The 17,593-nt window shown below is 69.2% G+C and carries 15 protein-coding genes and 1 pseudogene; 6 read left to right on the top strand and 10 right to left on the bottom strand.

What is annotated here, in order from left to right; genetic code table 11:
• Positions 1–4: 4 nt before the first annotated feature.
• The 4 genes and pseudogenes from ACQPZQ_RS18415 to ACQPZQ_RS18400 all read right to left on the bottom strand — a co-directional run.
• The gene (locus tag ACQPZQ_RS18415) at positions 5–970 is read right to left on the bottom strand and encodes a carbohydrate ABC transporter permease (RefSeq protein ID WP_433297358.1); all 966 of its coding nucleotides are present in this window, start codon (positions 968–970) and stop codon (positions 5–7) included.
• A gap of 4 nt (positions 971–974) precedes the next feature.
• Complete coding sequence (locus ACQPZQ_RS18410; protein ID WP_433297356.1) at positions 975–2,078, bottom strand: hypothetical protein; 1,104 nt, start codon at positions 2,076–2,078, stop codon at positions 975–977.
• A gap of 1,596 nt (positions 2,079–3,674) precedes the next feature.
• A complete protein-coding gene (locus ACQPZQ_RS18405; protein ID WP_433297353.1) occupies positions 3,675–4,115 on the bottom strand; it encodes a histone-like nucleoid-structuring protein Lsr2 in 441 nt (146 codons plus the stop codon).
• A gap of 62 nt (positions 4,116–4,177) precedes the next feature.
• Positions 4,178–4,525, bottom strand: a pseudogene (locus ACQPZQ_RS18400) (helix-turn-helix transcriptional regulator); the annotation flags it as partial.
• Between the two features lie 931 nt (positions 4,526–5,456).
• Here ACQPZQ_RS18400 and ACQPZQ_RS18395 point away from each other — a divergent pair.
• Entirely contained in the window at positions 5,457–5,651 is a 195-nt protein-coding gene (locus ACQPZQ_RS18395) for a hypothetical protein (RefSeq protein ID WP_433297350.1), read from the top strand.
• Between the two features lie 41 nt (positions 5,652–5,692).
• Here the strand turns inward: ACQPZQ_RS18395 and ACQPZQ_RS18390 are convergent, their stop codons facing one another.
• The 6 genes from ACQPZQ_RS18390 to ACQPZQ_RS18365 form a co-directional block, all read right to left on the bottom strand.
• Positions 5,693–7,177 carry an MFS transporter gene (locus ACQPZQ_RS18390; protein WP_433297348.1) on the bottom strand — a complete coding sequence of 495 codons (1,485 nt, stop codon included), beginning with the start codon at positions 7,175–7,177 and terminating at the stop codon, positions 5,693–5,695.
• Positions 7,174–7,623: a MarR family winged helix-turn-helix transcriptional regulator gene (locus ACQPZQ_RS18385; RefSeq protein WP_433297346.1), complete on the bottom strand. Its 450-nt coding sequence runs from the start codon at positions 7,621–7,623 to the stop codon at positions 7,174–7,176. Before ACQPZQ_RS18385 ends, ACQPZQ_RS18390 begins: the two co-directional genes overlap by 4 nt.
• Before the next feature lie 139 nt (positions 7,624–7,762).
• Positions 7,763–8,665: a sugar phosphate isomerase/epimerase family protein gene (locus ACQPZQ_RS18380; protein ID WP_433297344.1), complete on the bottom strand. Its 903-nt coding sequence runs from the start codon at positions 8,663–8,665 to the stop codon at positions 7,763–7,765.
• A 42-nt stretch (positions 8,666–8,707) separates the two neighbouring features.
• Complete coding sequence (locus ACQPZQ_RS18375; protein WP_433297342.1) at positions 8,708–9,793, bottom strand: Gfo/Idh/MocA family protein; 1,086 nt, start codon at positions 9,791–9,793, stop codon at positions 8,708–8,710.
• Positions 9,790–10,854, bottom strand: a complete 1,065-nt coding sequence (locus ACQPZQ_RS18370) for an aldose 1-epimerase family protein (protein WP_433297340.1) — start codon at positions 10,852–10,854, stop codon at positions 9,790–9,792. The genes ACQPZQ_RS18375 and ACQPZQ_RS18370 overlap by 4 nt, the downstream gene beginning before the upstream one ends.
• On the bottom strand, positions 10,851–11,588 hold the full coding sequence (locus tag ACQPZQ_RS18365) for an SDR family NAD(P)-dependent oxidoreductase (RefSeq protein ID WP_433297338.1): 738 nt from the start codon (positions 11,586–11,588) through the stop codon (positions 10,851–10,853). Before ACQPZQ_RS18365 ends, ACQPZQ_RS18370 begins: the two co-directional genes overlap by 4 nt.
• A 242-nt stretch (positions 11,589–11,830) precedes the next feature.
• Between ACQPZQ_RS18365 and ACQPZQ_RS18360 the strand changes: the two genes are divergently transcribed.
• From ACQPZQ_RS18360 to ACQPZQ_RS18340, 5 genes are all read left to right on the top strand, one after another.
• A complete protein-coding gene (locus tag ACQPZQ_RS18360) occupies positions 11,831–13,051 on the top strand; it encodes a CaiB/BaiF CoA transferase family protein (RefSeq protein WP_433297336.1) in 1,221 nt (406 codons plus the stop codon).
• Complete coding sequence (locus ACQPZQ_RS18355) at positions 13,048–14,163, top strand: hypothetical protein (RefSeq protein ID WP_433297334.1); 1,116 nt, start codon at positions 13,048–13,050, stop codon at positions 14,161–14,163. Before ACQPZQ_RS18360 ends, ACQPZQ_RS18355 begins: the two co-directional genes overlap by 4 nt.
• Positions 14,160–14,960, top strand: a complete 801-nt coding sequence (locus ACQPZQ_RS18350) for an enoyl-CoA hydratase/isomerase family protein (protein ID WP_433297331.1) — start codon at positions 14,160–14,162, stop codon at positions 14,958–14,960. Before ACQPZQ_RS18355 ends, ACQPZQ_RS18350 begins: the two co-directional genes overlap by 4 nt.
• 82 nt (positions 14,961–15,042) lie before the next feature.
• On the top strand, positions 15,043–16,083 hold the full coding sequence (locus ACQPZQ_RS18345; protein ID WP_433297329.1) for a LacI family DNA-binding transcriptional regulator: 1,041 nt from the start codon (positions 15,043–15,045) through the stop codon (positions 16,081–16,083).
• Between the two features lie 284 nt (positions 16,084–16,367).
• Positions 16,368–17,513 (top strand): AMP-binding protein, encoded by a 1,146-nt coding sequence (locus tag ACQPZQ_RS18340; RefSeq protein ID WP_433297326.1) that lies wholly within the window; start codon positions 16,368–16,370, stop codon positions 17,511–17,513.
• Positions 17,514–17,593 lie beyond the last annotated feature (80 nt).

The following is a 17,593-nucleotide window of genomic DNA, read 5'->3' as shown; positions in this document are numbered from 1 at the left end:
GTCCTCACCGATCCTCGTAGTAGACCCAGCGACGGGCGAAGACGAAGTTGATCAGAGTGAAAGCCGCGATGATCAGCAGCAGCACCCAGGCCATCGCCGAGGCGTAGCCCATGTTCAGGTTCGCGAAGCCCTGCTGGTACAGGTAGAGCGTGTAGAACAACGTGGAGTCCGACGGCCCACCCGTTCCGCCACTGACCACGTAGGCCGGGGTGAACGCCTGGAAGGCCTGGATGATCTGCAGCACCACGTTGAAGAAGATGATCGGCGTGAGCATCGGGACCGTGATCGAGCGGAACCGCCGCCATGCGCCGGCGCCGTCCACCGAGGCCGCGTCGTACAACTCCTGGGGCACCTGCTTGAGCCCGGCGAGGAAGATGACCATCGGCGAGCCGAACTGCCAGACGTTCAGCAGCACCAGCGTGTAGAGAGCCGTCTCAGGGTTGGAGATCCAGCTCTTGCCGACGATGCCGAAGAACGCCAGGAATCCGTTGAGAACTCCGTCGTTGTCGAAAATCTGGGACCAGATCACCGCGATCGCCACGCTGCCGCCGAGCAGTGACGGGACGTAGTAGATCGACCGGTACCAGGCCATCCCCCGCAGTTGCCGGTTCAGCAGCATCGCGACGGCGAGCGCGAAGCCGAGTTGCAGCGGCACCGTCAGCAGCACGTAGATGAAGGTGACCTTCAGCGACTGCAGATAGCGCGGGTCGTCGGTGAACATCTTCACGTAGTTGGCGACGCCGGTCCAGGTCGGCGGCTGGAGCAGGTTGAAATCCGTGAAGGAGAGGTACAACGAGCCGATCAGCGGACCCGCGGTCAGGAGCGCGAGCCCGACGAACCACGGCGCCAGGAAGAGGTAGGCCACCCGATCGCCCCGGGGGCGACGCGGGCGAGCGGACACGGGCCCGGCCGGGCCGGCGGCGGTACGTCGGCTCCCGGTCAGTTGGACGATGTCGATCCCTGCGGCCATCCGGTCAGCCCCGGCCGGCCGAGGACGCCGTGGCGAGAGCGGCGGTGGGCTCCGGGTAGGGAATGTCGGGCAACCCGTCGACGACGCGACTGGTCGGCGTCTCCCACTCCAGCTTGCCTGAGCGCTCCCAGGCCTCGAGGTCCAGCAGACCGAGCCCGCGCCCGTAGCCGGCCTCGTCGTCCTTCAGCCCGACCATGAAGGCCAGCCATCGCCCATCCGGGCTGACATTGGAGTTCGTCGCGCGCCACCGGGTGTCGGTAGGGACGTCGGTCATCCGGACCCGCCGTTGCGAGCCGTCGAGGCGTAGTTTCCACAGATTGCGCGGGGGATAGCCACCGGAGTCGCAGCCGGACTCGAGGCAAATATATTCATGGTCGGGGAATATCCCCTCCGGCTCATTGTGGATGTACGCCTCGTCGATGTACGTCGTAAATGTTCCTGTCTCGAGATGGTAGCCCTTCACTACACACATGGACTCCGGAGTGACACCTCGAACGGCGTCGTGGTGATACTCGGCGAACAGCACTTCGGTATCGCCGTGCCGGAAGTCCTGCGGTTCGGGGGCGAGGCCGCCTTTGGTCCGGTAGAACACGCGGTCATTACCGAGGGCGGGACCGTCCGGCCCGTAGACGATGTCGGTGACGTGACATTCGTAGACGTCCGGCGCACCGATGGACGGATCGTTGCGCCCACTCACGGCGTACGTGATGCGCGGTACCAGCGTGGACACGCCGCAGCCCTCGAAAATTCGGCGGCCGAGCCGGACGGGCGGGCGGGTCAGGTCCTGGCCGAGCACCCACAACTCGGACTCGACACGCCTGCTCACGTCACGGTCGGTGAACTCGGGTGGCCCGATCAGCAGGTAGTCACCGTTGGACAACACCAGGACCCGCAGAAACGAGTGGTGGTCACCCAGCCCCGCAGTGAGTGGGCGGACCTTCCCGGTGGCGGCGTCGATCTCGCTGGCGTCCCCGTAGTTCCGCTCGATGAACGCGATCCGGGCGCCGTCGCGCGTCCAGTAGGGCCGCTCCCCGTATGACAGGAGGAGCCGATGGAAAGGCGGTGGATCCTCAAGGAACTGCGGTATATCAGCTGGCTCGTTCGGCATCGTTGCCTCCATGTGCCGTGCGACGAGTTAAGTGGGGGAGCATCTCGCACGTGCCTGTATCAATTATTGTTGCCACTCATGCGATTACGGGTCAAGGATTGTGCGCAGCGTTACAGACACCAGCCCGCACAGCGCGTCATCGACATTTGTGTTTTCATGGACGCGCTTGATCAGCCACATGCGTCCACGTGGCGGCCGCGGGACGGAATTGACAGCTGGTGGGTGGCTGCTGTGCCACTGGGCCATCGGCAAGGCGGCAGTGGGCATGATTTCAGCGAACCTCATCGTGGAGCGCACGCCGGCGGCGGCGGAATCCCCGGCCGGCCAACGTCTCGGCCTACCGGAGGCCGAGCCGAGGCTCCCATCGGCGACCGGGAGGTTGGGCATCGGCCCCGCCGCCGCATGGAATCCCATCCGGAGACTCCGCGGTTCAGCACGGGCCCTGCGCGAGTGCGGTGGCTGAGCAGTGTCTCGCCCACGCGCCGGCCGATGGAGTCGGCGCCGATCCGGGACGAACGGTCCCAGCGGTTCACACCACTGGCCCATCGCACCCTGGCTCGGCGTGCAGGGTCGCGTTCGGCTCGCGCGACTCGTCGGCCGAGCGCGTGGTCACAGACGTCCGTGCAGATCCGCAAGCGCGGCGGGTTCTTCGGCAACCCGCCCGCGACCGTCGGTGGTAGCGCCTTGGCGAGCCCGCACTCGCTCGAGATCCGCCCGTCATACCGGGCGAGCCATGGGTCCCCAGACTGGGCCGCGAGGATACGGCTCCGGTCGGCCCGCCCCTGCGCGGCGGCACACCACCCGAACCTCGCGTAGGCATGGGAGAAGCCGGCGAACTCGCGCAGGGGCGTGTCGCCGGCGAGAGCAGGCCGCACGACGGCTCGACGGGGCTGCGCGCTGTTGGCCGAATCCGGCGAACCAACCACGGCAGCATCCCCCTCGACGTTGTTAGCGCTCACAATGTTAGCGTTAACAAGGTTTGTCAACCATGAGTCTCGAGGAACCGTGGATCGTCAGGCCGAGCCCCTGCCGCAATGAACTGCGGGCTCGGTCGGTACGAGCTCCGGGAGCAGCGGCGGAACTGATGCGGCGATCAGCACGTCCTGCGGCCCGATGAGCTTCGACATGAGGTGGACGCAGGCGGGCGCGCGCGGGCGGTGGCCGCATGAGCCACTTCAGGTACGTCGGCGGCCCCACGACAACGACGTACTACAGATCAGCACACCCAGCACCACTTGGTTGCCGGCCACGACCGGCAGCGGCCGTCGGGGCGGCGGCGAGCACCTACATCGCCGCCTGGCGGGAGTGCGCACCGACCGCTCGTCGCGGACGGGATCAGCCCTGCCGACTCCTGAGCGGTCGGAGGTGGCCTGCGTGAACATGCGGCCTCTCGCAGCGGTGATCAAACGCTGCGTCCTCGCGCCGCCCTGCACCAGCGTCCGGTGCCTGTTCGACGCCTCCGGCATGCCGTCGATCATGAATGTCTCAACGTAGTGCTGGAAGCAGTGAGGGCTGGTCGCCAGGTGACGGGCCGAAAATGACACGGCGAGAGTCCGGGGTCGAAGACCCGGGACTCTCGCCGTGTCGGGGTTGAGATCAGTTGCCGGTCGCGAACGGGTTCGCAACCTTCTTGCGCGGCCGACGCTGCTTCGGCTTGGCTTCGGCCTCGACTCCGGCCGCATTCGCAGTCGAAAGGGCTGCTGTCGTGCCCCGGCTCTCATACGCCTGGATGACCGCGGCGGAGATACGGCCTCGCGCCGAAACCTGGTGGCCATGAGCAGTGGCCCACTCGCGAATTGCGGCGGTGTCGTCTCGCCGAGGCGACGAGGCACCCGTGCCGCGGCGGCGGCGAATGGTGCTGCCACCGGCACGACGGGCCGCCCCGGCGTACGGAGCCAAAATTCCTCGCAGCTCCGCGGCGCGTTTCGCACTCAGATCGATCTCGAAGCTCTTGCCGTCGAGGGCGAAGGAGACCGACTCGTCGGCCTCGCCACCATCCAGGTCGTCGACGAGCCGTACACGCGTGACGCTTGCCATCTTTCACTTCCATCCATCAAGCCTTCAAGGGTCACGCAATTCTCCATGCCTGCCAGGAAATGTCAAACCACGCGAGGATGCGGAGAGCCCAGGGATCCCCCATCGGCGTGATGAATTACCGTCGATGGTCGGGCGGTACTCAAGAAACGAACAGCAACCGCCCGGTGCCACGGGAGCAACCGTCCGCGCAAGGCAGCAGAACCCCAGGTAGATGCGGCGACCACTCCAGCGTTCAGCGCCGCCCTCAGCGGAGACGCCGGGTGGTCGCCAGGGTCGAAAAATGATTCGATCGGGTGCTCGAAGAGCCGTGCGATGCGGAAGGCGAGGGGCAGACCGGGGTCGTAACGACTGGTTTCCAGCGCATTGGCGGTCTGGCGGGACACTCCGAGCCGATCAGCCGACGCTCCTCGGCTCCAGCCACGATCCCCTCAGAGCCCTGAGCCGATTCCTCACTGCCGTTGAACCTTCCGAGTGAGGTCCTCGCCGGCGACGGTCGGCCGAGCATTCGCGCGCCGTAGACGACCCAGCATCCCGCGGCCAACGCAACGGCGGCTCGCGGCCTGCGAAGCCGAGAAATCCCCCAGTCACCGCAACGGCCACCGCGACCAGAAAGCCGACGCTAAGAGCTTGGAACGTCAGCAGCCGAGCTGACCGAACACCAGCACCACGGGGAGCACCGCGCCGTAACCGCCTATCCCCCGCCAGAAATCGCGGTGAGGTATGCCCGCGTCGATGTAGTCGGAGGCGTCGAGACTTCCAGATCCGTCGAGGCTTATGCCTGGTGATCGCTACTTCGGGACCGACGACGTCACAGGACCCGGTTTCTGGCACCGATCCGGTGATCATCGGGGCCAGCGCCCTCCGTAGCCCGGTGATCCATGGCTTGGGACAACATCCGTCTCGGCTCCCGGCTCCGTCCGTTGGTCAATACCTTCGGGCCCCGCTGCACATAACCCGGCAGCCAAGGGCGGCCGGCCTCAGGGCGTGCGGGCGAGGTCGGCGGTGCGTTGATCAACACTTGGGGCCCCACAGCAGCACATGACCCGGTTCCCGACCCCAAACCGATGATCATGAGAAGAAGGAGCATCCGAGACCCCGGCGAATGGCCCGCCGGCCGGGACCAGAACCCAGCGACCGTCCGGAGTTCCGCTGCTCAGCACTGGCACGAACCTGACCCGGTCACGGTTCCGGAATCAGCACCCGCCAGCGGGCATCGGGGTCGGGACGGCGCTTTGCCTACCTGATGTTGAGCGCCCCGCTGAGGCACAGCCGGACGGCCGCGGCGGCGGCCCCGCGCAGATCTCCAGTTCCAGCCGGGGCGAGGTTCTGCCCGGGCCGCTGGTGCACTCCGGCGTCATCAAGCTCTCCCGCCCGCTGCCCGCCATCGGCGCCGGGCTGAACGAGCTGATCATCGACCAGCTGTTGGAGCTGTTCATCGGCAGCCTCCACGCAGTGGCGCTCGACGTCTCCGAGCCGCTGCGCCGGCAGCCACTGACGCTCGACGCACTGGACCGCTACTTCACGATGGTGGAGTAGCCGGCGCCGTTCTTCTTCGTCCTGCTGGCCATTTGCGCTGATCAGGGTCGCGGAGTCGACCCTGGGGAGCGAGACGTGCAGGTGCCGGCGGGCACGGGGCCGTTGTCGGCGGGCGCCTCGGCGTCCTTCGATCCACCGATTCGGCGCAGGGAGCGATCGGCAAGGGTCACCGCCAGGAATAGGACCGCACAGGGGCCGAGGAACAGGGCCAGGTGGTGCAGGCCGGCTGTGTCGGCGCGGTCGGCCAGGAACGCGCCGTTGGCGGCGGCCGCGCTGATCGCCCCGAGATAGAAGAAGGTGCGGTACAAGCCGGCCGACGAACCGGTCCGAGTGGGGTCGGCCTGGTGGTACATGGCGTTCTGGTTCGCGAGGTTGTTCAGCCCCTGGGGGATGCCCAGGATCAGAGCGAGACCGACGAGCCACCAGATCCCTGTGCCGGGGCCGAGCAGCAGGAGCCCGGCGCAGGCCACGACCTGGGCGACGGCGCCGACGACGAGCTTTCCCCGCACCTCGGTACGGCGCCCGGTGACCGCCGAGACGACCACACCGATGGCGAACATCGGGATCAGGACGAGCCCGGCCACGGTCGGCGACAGCCCGCGCCCCTGCTCGAGCCACTGCGTGTATCCGTAGAGGAAGGCGTACGCCACGACCGCCGTCAGCAGGGTGCGGGCGTAGGTGGCGAGCAGCGGGAGGTTGCCACCGAGCACTCGCAGGTCGATGAACGGGGTCGCCGCGCGCAGCTCCCACCATCCCAAACCGGCGGCGGCAGCGACGGTGATCGCGAGCAGGTAGGCGTGCGAGAGCTGCGGGGTCGTCAGGAAGAGCAACAGCGAGACGAGCATCGCGGCGAACAGGACGATGCCGGCGAGGTCCACCGTGCTGGCCAGCCCGGTCGTCCGTGCCGATGCGCGGGTGCGCGGCAGACGCAGCGCTCCGAGGACGAGACAGGCCAGGGCCAGCGGAACGTTGACGGTGAAGGTGGCCCGCCAGCCGCCGAGGCCGATCAGCAACCCGCCCAGGCTGGGCCCGACAACGGCGATGGTCTGGCTGGCGATCACGAGCAGGGTCAGTACGCCGTTGGGGCTGTCGCGCCCGGTGCGGGTGGCCTCGCTGCGGATGAGGTACATCGCGGCCGGGTAGCCGGCGCACGTGCCGAACCCGAGCAACACCCGGGCGACGACCAGCGCCCCCACGGACACGGCGAGAGCGCCGAGAATCCCGGCGATCCCCACCAGGGCGGTGCCGGCGAGGTAGAGGCGGCGAGGTCCGTAGATGTCGACCAGCCGCCCGACGACGGGCTGGCCGATGGCGGTTGCGAGGTACAGCGCGGAGACCAGCCAGGCCGTCTCGGACGGTGGCGCCCCGAGATCGATACCGATGGGGATGAGCGCCACGGCGATCATCGAGGAGTTCACGGGATTCAGGATCGACCCGAGGATCATCGGGGCGATCAGCTTGCGGTCGAACGTGTCGTCCGCCGGAATGGAACGTCCGGGCCTGGTCAGGCGGGTCAGCCAGGTCATGCGTGGGTGAGCCGTTCCAGGAGGGCCATCGCCTCGATGACGGCGCGGCGCTCGGCTTCGGTGAAGCGCTCGTGGAGGGCGCGGGCCAACCATTCCTCGCCCGCGTGCCGGCTGTCGTCGATGAACTCCCGGCCGGCCGCGCTCAGCGATACGAGTTGGCGCCGGCCGTCGCCGGGGTCGGGCCGGCGCTCGACCAGCCCGCGCTCGTCCAGCACCGAGAGGACCGCCGCCACCGACTGCGGACGGACCCGCTCGGCCGCCGCCAGTGCGCTGGCCGTGGCCGGTCCGTCTTTGTCGAGGCGGCTGAGGATCGAGGTCTGGGACGGAGTGAGGTCACCGCTGTCGTAGATCTCCCGGAGCCGACGTCGCAACCGGCCAACAACCACCCGGACGTCACGCGCCGCGCACACCGCCGACGCTGCGACATCGCTGCTGATCTCGGACATACCGCGACCGTAGATTCAACAGTTCAGACTGACAAGTTCAGACTGAGCAACACAGACTGAACAGTTTAGGTCGGGATCCTGCCTGCCGCCGAGCACGAGGATGTGCTCGGCGGCGCGGCTGCCCCGAGCGTGCGGTCGGCTACACGCCCGCGGCGACGAGCGCGCCGTGGACGAACTGCTTGGCAGCAGGCACCTCGTCCTCCGTGACGTGCTCGATGATCACGGGCATGTTCGGGTGCTGCGCGGCGAGCAGCTCGAGGTAGAGCGGGTAGTTCAGCGCGCCCTGGCCGGGGCCGTGCAGCTCCATCGCCCCGACCCCGCGGAAGGACAGGTACTCCGCCGCACCGGTGTCGGCGTGCTTCTCGTCCGCGTCGGTGGCTCGGGCCACGTCCTTGGCGTGCGCGATCTTGATGTACGGGCTCAGCTCGGCGAACATGCGGCGCAGCACGCCGTCCATGTCGTCGATGTTGTGGTCCTCGTAGTAGTTGGTGGGGTCCATCACCAGGCCCAGGTGCGGGCTCGAGATGTCGCGGAACAGCCGCAGCGTGGCGTCGATCGTGCCGATGACGTTGTTGACGTAGGTCTCCACGCAGAAGACCGCGTCGTGCTTCGCGGCCTCCTCGACCAGGCCGCCGATCACGTCGAGGCACTCCGCGTACCCGGCCTCGGTGAGGTTGCGCGGGTCGGGGGCCCAGTCGCTGCCGGTGTTGTAGGTGCCGGTCTCGCTGATGACGTAGGGCGTGCCGAGGTGGCGCCCGGTGCGGATGAGAGCGCGCAGCCGGTTCAGCCGAAGCTGCCGCTCGGCCGGGTCCGGATGAATGATGTTGGTGTATCCGGACACCGAGACGATCGGCACGTCGTGGCGGCGGTAGGTGTCGCGGATCTCCTTGCACTCGGCCTCGGTGAGCCCCTGCTCCGTGAAGCGAGGGTCGGTGAAGTCGAGGTCGAACTGCACGCAACCGAAGCCGTGGGCACGGGCACGCCGCGCGGCCTCGTCGAGGTCGTGCTGGTAGATGCCGGAGAAGATGCCGACGGGCAGCATGGGCCACTCCTTCGTGGAGGTCCGGAGGACGGTCGGTGGGACTCAGAGGAACTCGGCGGGCGACACCGCGCGCCGCTCGTCGATCGATCGGTAGGCGGCCTCGACGAGGGCCATGGTCTTCAGGTTGTCCCGTGCGGTGAGCGCGGGCGGTTCGCCGGTCGCGAGCGCGTGCTGCAACTGCTCCATGACGCCGGCGAAGGCGTCGGGGAACCACTGGGTGCTCCAGGTGGGCTGCACCCACCCGTCGGTCGACTCGCTGGAGTACCGCAGCGTCGACGGGCTGCCATCGGGGTAGTCCGGCCAGCCGAGGGTGCCGGTCGCCAGCCCGCGGGTGCCCTCCACCCGCCAGCGGATCGCCACGTCGCCCTCGACGCCTTCCTGCACCGGCCCGCCCCACACGTCCTCGAGGCTCACCGCGAGCACACCGCCGGGGAATCGCAGTGTGGAGGCCACGATGCCGTCGACGTGGTCGAACGTGGTGCGCGGGTCGTTGCGGACCGCGGTGTAGACGTCCTCCGGCTCGCCGAACAGGTACCGCAGCGCGTCGAGGTGGTGGACGCTCATGTTCGCGATCGTGAGCCGGTCGTAGTCGCGCAGGAACGGCTGCCAGTGCGGCACGGCGCGCATGTCGACGGTGGCCGTGACGATCTCGCCGAGCTCACCGCGGTCGATCAGCTGCTTGAGCACGCGGATCGACTGGTCGTAGCGCATGTTCTGGTTGACCGACATGACCTTGCCCGCGGCCTCGACCTCGTCGACCAGCCTTGTGGCGTCTGCCAGGTTCAGCGCGAGTGGCTTCTGCGCGAGGACGCCGCGGATGTGGTCGTGCCGCAGCGCAGCCCTGATCACGTCCGGCTGCAGGTGCGGTGGGAACGCCACGTCGAGGATCTGCACCGTGGGGTCGGCGACCAGGTCCTCGACGGTGTCGTAGACGGTGGGGATGTCCCAGCGCTTGGCCACGGACTCGGCGGTGGCCCTCGTGCGCGAGGTGATGGCCCGCACCGGGAAGCCGGCACGCGCGTAGGCGTCCAACTGGACGTCGGCCATGATGAAGCCCGCGCCCACGGCGCCGATGCCGAACTCGCGGCAGCGCACCGGCTGGTCGGGGCTGAAGTCGGTTGCGCTCACAGCTCCCCCACCCGGAAGGCCGTCTCGTAGCGCCGCTCCTCGCCCGGATCGAGGAACGTCATCGAGCCGTTCTCGCGCGCGGCCGCCTCGCCCTGGACGTGATGGGTGGACGGTTCGAACCCGATCGCGTAGGCGCCCTCGCGAAGGTGCAGCCACTGGAAGAACGCCGGGAACTGCGCGGTGTCGAACTCCAGCTCGAAGAAGGCCCCGAGCCGCTCGTTCACCAGCCGCGGGCGCACCTTGCCTGCCGCGTCGGGCTTGAGCTCGTGCTCGTAGACCTGCTCGATGAAGCCCTTCTGCGGGGCGGGCATCTCGATGTTGGACACGCCCTGCTCGGCGACGCTGTCGCTCTGCCACGTCGTGCGCTCGAGTGGGAACTCGCAGCGGGCGCCCTCGTCGAGGAACGGCCAGCCGATGTTGACGTGGTAGAGGTACATGTGCGGCGTGGCGTCGAACCCGGCGTTGCGCACCGTGTCGATCAGCCGGATCTCGGTGCCGCCGACGTCGGCCTCGATCCGGCGCGTCAGTCGCAGGTGCTCGCCGAAGATCGCCGCCTGGCGCACCTCGCCCTCGGCCCACAGCACGCACTCGCCATCGTCGGTCCAGCGCTCGCCGTAGCCGTGCAGGCGAGCGGGGATGTTGCCGACGCGGCCGTGCAGCCCGTTCCACACCGTCGCGCGGGGCGGGTAGCGGTACTGCGAGGCGTCCACCTCGGCGGAGAAGAGGGTGTGGTCGAGCCCGGCCGTGAGCAGCAGCCCCGAGAAGCTGCGCATCATCGACAGGCCGTCGTCGTCGCGGTACTCGTGCAGCCCCGGGTGGCGGAATCCGGTGGCGGAGCGCCAGCCGAACCCGTTGCCGCGGAACTCCGCGGTGCCGAGGTCCATCGCGCGGTCGACCAGCACGTCGAAGGACAGCCCTGCGCCGGTGCGGAACTCCAGCGCGCGGATCCCGCGCTCGGCCCCGTCGTCGAGGACGACCGCGCGCACCCCACCCGCCGCGCCGGTGTCCCCCGCCAGCCGGGCCAGCCCGGTGCGGTCGTAGTCGCGACCGTTCAGCCTCATGCCATCACCCACCCTCCGTTGACCTCGATGCACTGCCCTGTGACGAAGGAGGAGTCCGGCCCGGCGAGAAACGCCACGACGGCCGCAAGCTCCTCGGGGCGGCCACGGCGCTTGAGCGCCTGCCGGTCCAGCACGAACTGCTGGTACTCCTCCGGGTTCTCGTGGATCTCCTCGGCGGCGGTGGGGAACGCGCCGGGTGAGACGCAGTTGACCCGGATCCCGTGCTCGCCCAGTTCGCGGGCGAGCGCGCGGGTGAACGCGGCAGCGGCGCCCTTCGTGGAGACGTAGGCCGCGAGGTCCGCCCAGCCGCCGTGCATCGTGATCGAGGCGATGTTCACGATCGCCCCCTCCCCTGCCGCGACCATGCGCCGGGCCGCGGCCTGCGCTGCCACCCAGTAGGCGCGCTGGTTGACGGTGACGACCTGCTCGTACTCGGCGAGCGGCACTTCGAGGAACGGCCTGCTCGGGTAGATCGCGGCGTTGTTGACCAGCACTCGCGGCCCGCCCAACTCGGCGGACGTGCGTTCCACCGCGTGCTCGACCGCGGCGGCGTCGCGGAGGTCCACGGGCAGCGGCAGGACGCGCGCGCCGGTCTTCCCGACCTCGTCGGCCGTGCGCTCCAGGCCTGCCTCGTCCACGTCGAGCAACGCGACATCGAGGCCGTCGGCGGCCAGGCGCACGGCCGTGGCCCGGCCGAGCGCACCGGCCGCGCCGGTGACAAGCGCCGCCGTCACCGGGCACCGCTGACACGGGCGGCGACTCGTGACGGCTTCGTCCCGGTTGGTCCCTCTACTCGTGCGCGCATCGGCGACCCCATCCCCGGCCCGCGCCGGACGTCCTCGTCACAGTGCCTGGTTACCTCCGGTCTCCCGGAGTCTGATTGGGCGACACACCTGCGGTTGACACCTCGATCCGGTGCTGCCTAGCGTGATGTTAGCGCTAGCGGTAGCGCTAACACCAGGGCGAGGGAGCGACCGTGACAGGCCAGCACGAGGACCATCAGCGCCCTGGAGTGCTCACCGGCTACCGGGTCCTCGACTGCTCCATCGCGATGGCGGGCCCATTCGCGGCCCAGCGGCTGGGCGACCTCGGCGCCGACGTCATCAAGGTCGAGCCCGTCTCCGGCGAGTGGCAGCGCCATGCCGCCGCGGGTGGCGCCACCGGCAACCGGATCAACGTCTCGTTCCTCTCGCTGAACCGCAACAAACGCTCGCTGGCGGTCGATCTGAAGTCCGAGGCCGGGCGCGACATCCTGCGCACGCTCGTCGCGTCAGCGGATGTGTTCCTGCAGAACTACCGGCCCGGTGTGGCCGCCCGGCTCGGGGTCGACTACGAGAGCCTGCGCGCGATCAACCCCGACCTGGTCTACGTCTCGATCTCCGGGTACGGGGAGGACGGCCCCTACGCGCAGCGCCCCGGCCAGGACCTTCTCCTGCAGGGCATGTCGGGCGCCATGCTATCCAGCGGCCGCGCCGGCGAGGCACCGCGCGCGGCCGGGCAGTACCTCGTCGACGCCGTCACCGCCTCCACGGCGTTCGAGGGCGTGCTCGCCGCGCTCCTGCACCGTGAGCGCACCGGCGAAGGCCAGCTCGTCACCGTCAACATGCTCGACGCGATCACCACGCTCCAGATGCAGGAACTGTCGGTGTACACCGTCGGCGGCCTGCCGCAAACCCGCTCCGAGCAACCGCACGCGCACGTCTACATCCGCTCGCCCTACGGGACGTTCAAGACCGCGGACGGCTACATCGCGCTCGCGTTCCCGCCGCTCAAGACGCTCGGCGAGCTGCTCGGCGAGGACTCCTTCCTCGACATGATCGACGAGGAGCACGGGTGGACCCACCGCGACGAGATCTTCGCGGCCACCGCCCGGCACCTGGAGACCCGCTCGTCGCAGCACTGGCTCGACGCCTTCGCCGCGGCCGGCATCTGGGCGGGCCCCGTCTACGGCTACGCGGACCTGCTGGAGGACCCGCAGATCCGCCACAACGGCACGTTCGTCACCTACGACCACCCCACCGAGGGCACGGTCACGGTGCCCGGCTTCCCGTACAAGTTCTCGGTGACCCCACCCCGGATCGATCGCGGCGCCCCGCTCGCGGGCCAGCACACGCGTGAGGTGCTCGGTGAGCTCGGGCTCGACGTACCCGTGATCGAGGGGCTGCTGGAGTCCGGCGTCGTCGTGGAGAGCGCATGACCGCCTTGCGTGCTGCTTTCCGGGGCCTGACCTGGGACCATCCCCGGGGCCATGACGCGCTCGCCGCGGCGGCCGGGGACCTGATCGTCTGGGACACCCAACCGCTCGAAGGGTTCGAGTCGCACCCGATCGACGACCTGTGCGCCCGTTACGACCTGGTCGTCCTCGACCACCCGCACCTCGGGGAGGCGGTCGCGGCGGGCTGTCTCATCCCGCTCGACGAGCTGTTCACCGCCGACGAGCTCGCGGCGTGGAGCGCGGCGAGCATCGGCCCCACGATGCGCTCGTACGCTTTCGAGGGACGCCAGTGGGCGCTCCCTCTCGACGCGGCCACACAGGTCAGCGCCGCACGCGCCGACCTCGTGGGCGAGCCTCCCACGACCTGGGACGAGGTGGAGTGGATCGCCCGCAGCGCGCCGGTCGCGCTCTCCCTGGCCGGGCCGCACGCGTTCCTGTCGTTCGCCTCGATCGCCGTCGCGCTCGGCGAGGAGCCCGCCTCCTCCCCCGACCAGTTGCTCTCGACCGGCACCGGTCTCGCCGTGCTCCACCTCATGGAGTCGATCGACGCGCACTCGCCCGCTGAGACCCGTGGGCTCAACCCCATCAGGCTCCTGGAGCTGATGTCGGCCACCGATCGGCTCGCGCTCTGCCCGCTCGTATACGGCTACGTCACCTACGCCGGACGCCTGGCGTTCGGCGACGCCCCGGCCGTCACACCTCGCGGACGCCCCGGCTCGACGCTCGGCGGCACCGGGATCGCAATCAGCGCCCGCTGCACGCCCAGCCCGGCGCTGCTCGACCACGTGCGCTGGCTGATGAGCGCCGAGGCGCAGACCCGGTTCATCCCGTCCCATTCCGGCCAGCCCAGCGCGCGGGCGGCCTGGTCCGACGACGGCGTCAACGCTGCGGCGGGCGATTTCTACCGCCGGACAGCACGCACCTGTGAGACGGCCTGGGTGCGTCCGCGCCACGACGGCTACATCGAGTTCCAGTCGGACGCCTCTGCCGTCGTCCGAGCCACCCTCGCCGGCGACCTCGACCACCGCCGTGGGCTCGACCGGCTCCAGCACATCTACCGTGCCAGCCACTCGGAACGGGAGAAGATCTCATGACAACCACGACACCCTTCGTCGATCTCGGCACGGAGGAGGTTCTGCTCGACGTCATCGACTGCGTCGCAACGCTCACGCTCAACCGGCCCGCGAAGCTCAACGCCGTGACCACGCGGATGTCCGCGGCGATCGTCCACGCCATCGGGTGGTGCGACCGCTCGGACTCGGTGCGGGCGATCGTGGTCACCGGGGCGGGCGACCGCGCCTTCAGCGCCGGCTCGGACATCGCCGAGCTCGACCGGTACGCCACGCCGTGGGACTTCCGCAACCGCACCGACTACTGCGACGCGATCCGCGCCGCGCGGACCCCGACGATCGCGGCGGTCAACGGGTACGCACTCGGTGGAGGCCTCGAGACGGCCCTGTCCTGCGACATCCGTATCGCGTCCAGCACCGCCTCGTTCGGCGCTCCCGAGGTCAAGCTCGGCTGGATCGGCGGCGGCGGCATGACGAGTTTCCTCACCCACGCCATCGGTCCGAGCAACACGGCCTACATGACCATGACCGGCGACCGGATCGACGCCGACCGGGCCCTGGGCTGGCATCTGGTCAGCGAGGTGACAGAACCGTCCGGCCTGATCTCGCGGGCCTGGGAGATCGCAGCGACCATCGCCTCGCGAGCACCGATCGCCGCGGAGACCGCGAAGATCAACCTCCGGGCCGCATACAGCATGTCGGAGGACAAGGCGCTGGAGTACGAGCGCGACCTGCAGACGATCTGCTTCGCCACCGAGGACGCCGCCGAAGGCAGGCGCGCCTTCGCCGAGAAGCGCGATCCCGTGTTCCGCAGACGCTGATCGGACTCTTGTGGACGGAAGCACTGACGGCAAGGGCGCCGGGCCGGAGAACCCGCACCCGGGGTTGGCTACGGTTCGGCCCGTGAACCCGACGCCTCGCCGCCCGCGCAGGCGCTCCGCGACGCGCTCGGTGACCCTCGCCGACGTGGCGACGGCCGCGGGCGTGTCCCCCCAGACGGTCTCCCGGGCACTGCGCGACCGGGAGGCCGTCGCGGTGGAGACCTACGAGCGGGTGGAGCAGGCCGTCGCCGCCACCGGGTACGTCCCGAACCTCGCGGCGAGCAACTTGGCGTCCAATCGCAGCCGGGCGGTGGCGGCGATCATCCCGCTGATGAACGCCTCGGTGTTCGCCGAGACCGTGCACGCCTTCTCCGAGACGCTGACCCCGCACGGCTACCAGATCTTCGTGGGCAGCACCGAGTACCGGCCCGACCAGGAGGAGCAGCTCATCCGCAGCTTCCTCGGGCGGCGCCCCGACGGCCTGCTCGTCGTCGGCACCGAGCACACATCCGGCACACGGGCGCTGCTCTCGACGGCGGCCATCCCCGTCGTCGAGACGTGGGGCTGGACCGACGATCCGGTCGATCTGCTCATCGGGTTCTCGAACGCGGCGGCCGCGGCCGAGCTCGTTCGCCACCTGGTCGACAGGGGGCGGCGGCGCCTCGTCTACGCCGGCGCACTTCAGTCCGGTGACTTCCGCGCCGCCGAGCGCCGCGACGGGTTCGCCGCAGCCGTGCGTGAGCTACTGGCCGTCGAGCCGCGGATCGTCGCCGCCGACGACCTCTCGGTCAGCATGGACACCGGTGTCGCGCTGCTCGACCGGGTACTCGCCCGCTACCCGGACACCGACGCCGTGGTGTTCGCGAGCGACGTGTTCGCCGCGGGCGCCCTGCTCGCCTGCACCCGGCGAGGCATCCCGGTGCCGGAGCGGCTCGCCATCACCGGGTTCGGCGATTTCGAGGTCTCGGCGCACCTCGTGCCGTCATTGACCACCGTGGCTGTTCCCACGCAGGAGATCGGGACCCTGGCCGGCACGCTGCTGCTGGACCGGATGCAGCGCCGTCCCGTCGCCGAGCCGGTGCGCGACGTCGGGTTCCGGCTCGTGCAGCGCGAGAGCTCCTGACGCAGTTCGGGTAACGCCGCTCGTACGGCTGATAACGACTGTTCCGCAGCCGTAAGGCACGTATCACGAGGCCACCGAGTGGCAACTACCACAGTTGCCCCACAATTGTCATTGATGGTTACCACGATGGCGACCAGTAATGGCCGAGAGAGGCCGCGTCCAGATCATCACCGAAGTGGCGAGCCGGTGCTCCATTTCTATCGATGATCATGCTGCGTTTCGCGGGGGGAGGGCGTCGACTCGGCCGCGAGTGCCCTATCGCAGATGGGCACGGTCCCGGCGACGTGGTCGCGCTGATCAGTCACAACCAGCCGCGCTACGCCCTCGGGTTGTTTGCGGCGCTCGCCGCCGGCGCGGCAGTCACGCCGATGAACCCGGCCCTGACGACCGACGAGCTGACCAAGCAGTTACTCGCGTCCAAGGCCGTGGCAGTCATGTCCTCCGAGCAGGCATCGACTCATGCGGGAGTGGCAGCCGACGCCGTCGGGATCACGGACCGATTCGCGCTCGGCGAGGCCGATGGCTTCCGTCCGTTCTCCGAACTACTGACGGAGAGGGGCGACCCTCCTCGGCCGGCGGTGGATCCGAGGAGTTCGCTCGCCGTGCTGCCCTTTTCCAGCGGGACGACGGGCCTGTCCAAGGGCGTGATGCTCACCCACCGCAACGTGGTGGCCAGCATCGAGCAGAACAGGACCGGCTGGCCTGTCACCGACGACGACGTACTGGCCGCAATACTGCCCTTCTTCCACGTCGCCGGCTTCACGTGCGTCCTGAATGCGGCGCTGCGAGCCGGCGCGACGGCCGTGACGCTCGCGCGCTACCAGCTCGAGGCACATCTGCAGATGCTGCAGAACCACCGCGTCACCCGGGCCTACCTGGTGCCGCCGATGGTGCTGGATCTGGCCACCGCATCCGTTGTCGACGATTACGATCTTTCCTCTGTCCGGTTCGCTCTCTGTGGTGCGGCACCGCTCGATGTCGACCTCGCGAGGCGGGCCGAGGCCCGGCTGGGATTCCTCATCCGTCAGGGCTACGGCATGACCGAGGCCAGTTCGATCACGAACATGGTGCCCGACGCGGAGTTCGCCACCATCCCGGCCGGCGCGATCGGCCGGTTGGCGCCCTCGACGGAGGCGCGCCTGGTGGATCCGGAAACCGGTGCGGACGTCGCGGCCGGTGAGCCCGGCGAGCTGTGGATCCGTGGTCCGCAGGTGATGGCCGGGTACCTCGTTCCGCACCGCGAAGGCGGCGAGGCTCCCCGAGCTTTCGTGGTCACCTCCGGGCCGATCGACGCGGAAATGCTGATGGCCTGGGTCGCCGAACGGGTCGCGCCCTACAAGAAGGTACGCAGCGTCGAGTTCGTCGACACGATCCCGAAGTCACCGAACGGGAAGATCCTCCGCCGGTTGCTCGCCGCGCAGCCGACATGACGTGGACGGTTCCCGCAGGAATGCCGATGGGCGGCTCCCCGGCGTGGGGAACCGCCCATCGTGCAGTCGGGACGGCACGC

It is taken from the genome of Pseudonocardia sp. CA-142604 (assembly GCF_050948475.1).
GTDB lineage: Bacteria > Actinomycetota > Actinomycetes > Mycobacteriales > Pseudonocardiaceae > Pseudonocardia > Pseudonocardia alaniniphila.
This window is presented reverse-complemented; position numbering and strand designations above follow the sequence as displayed.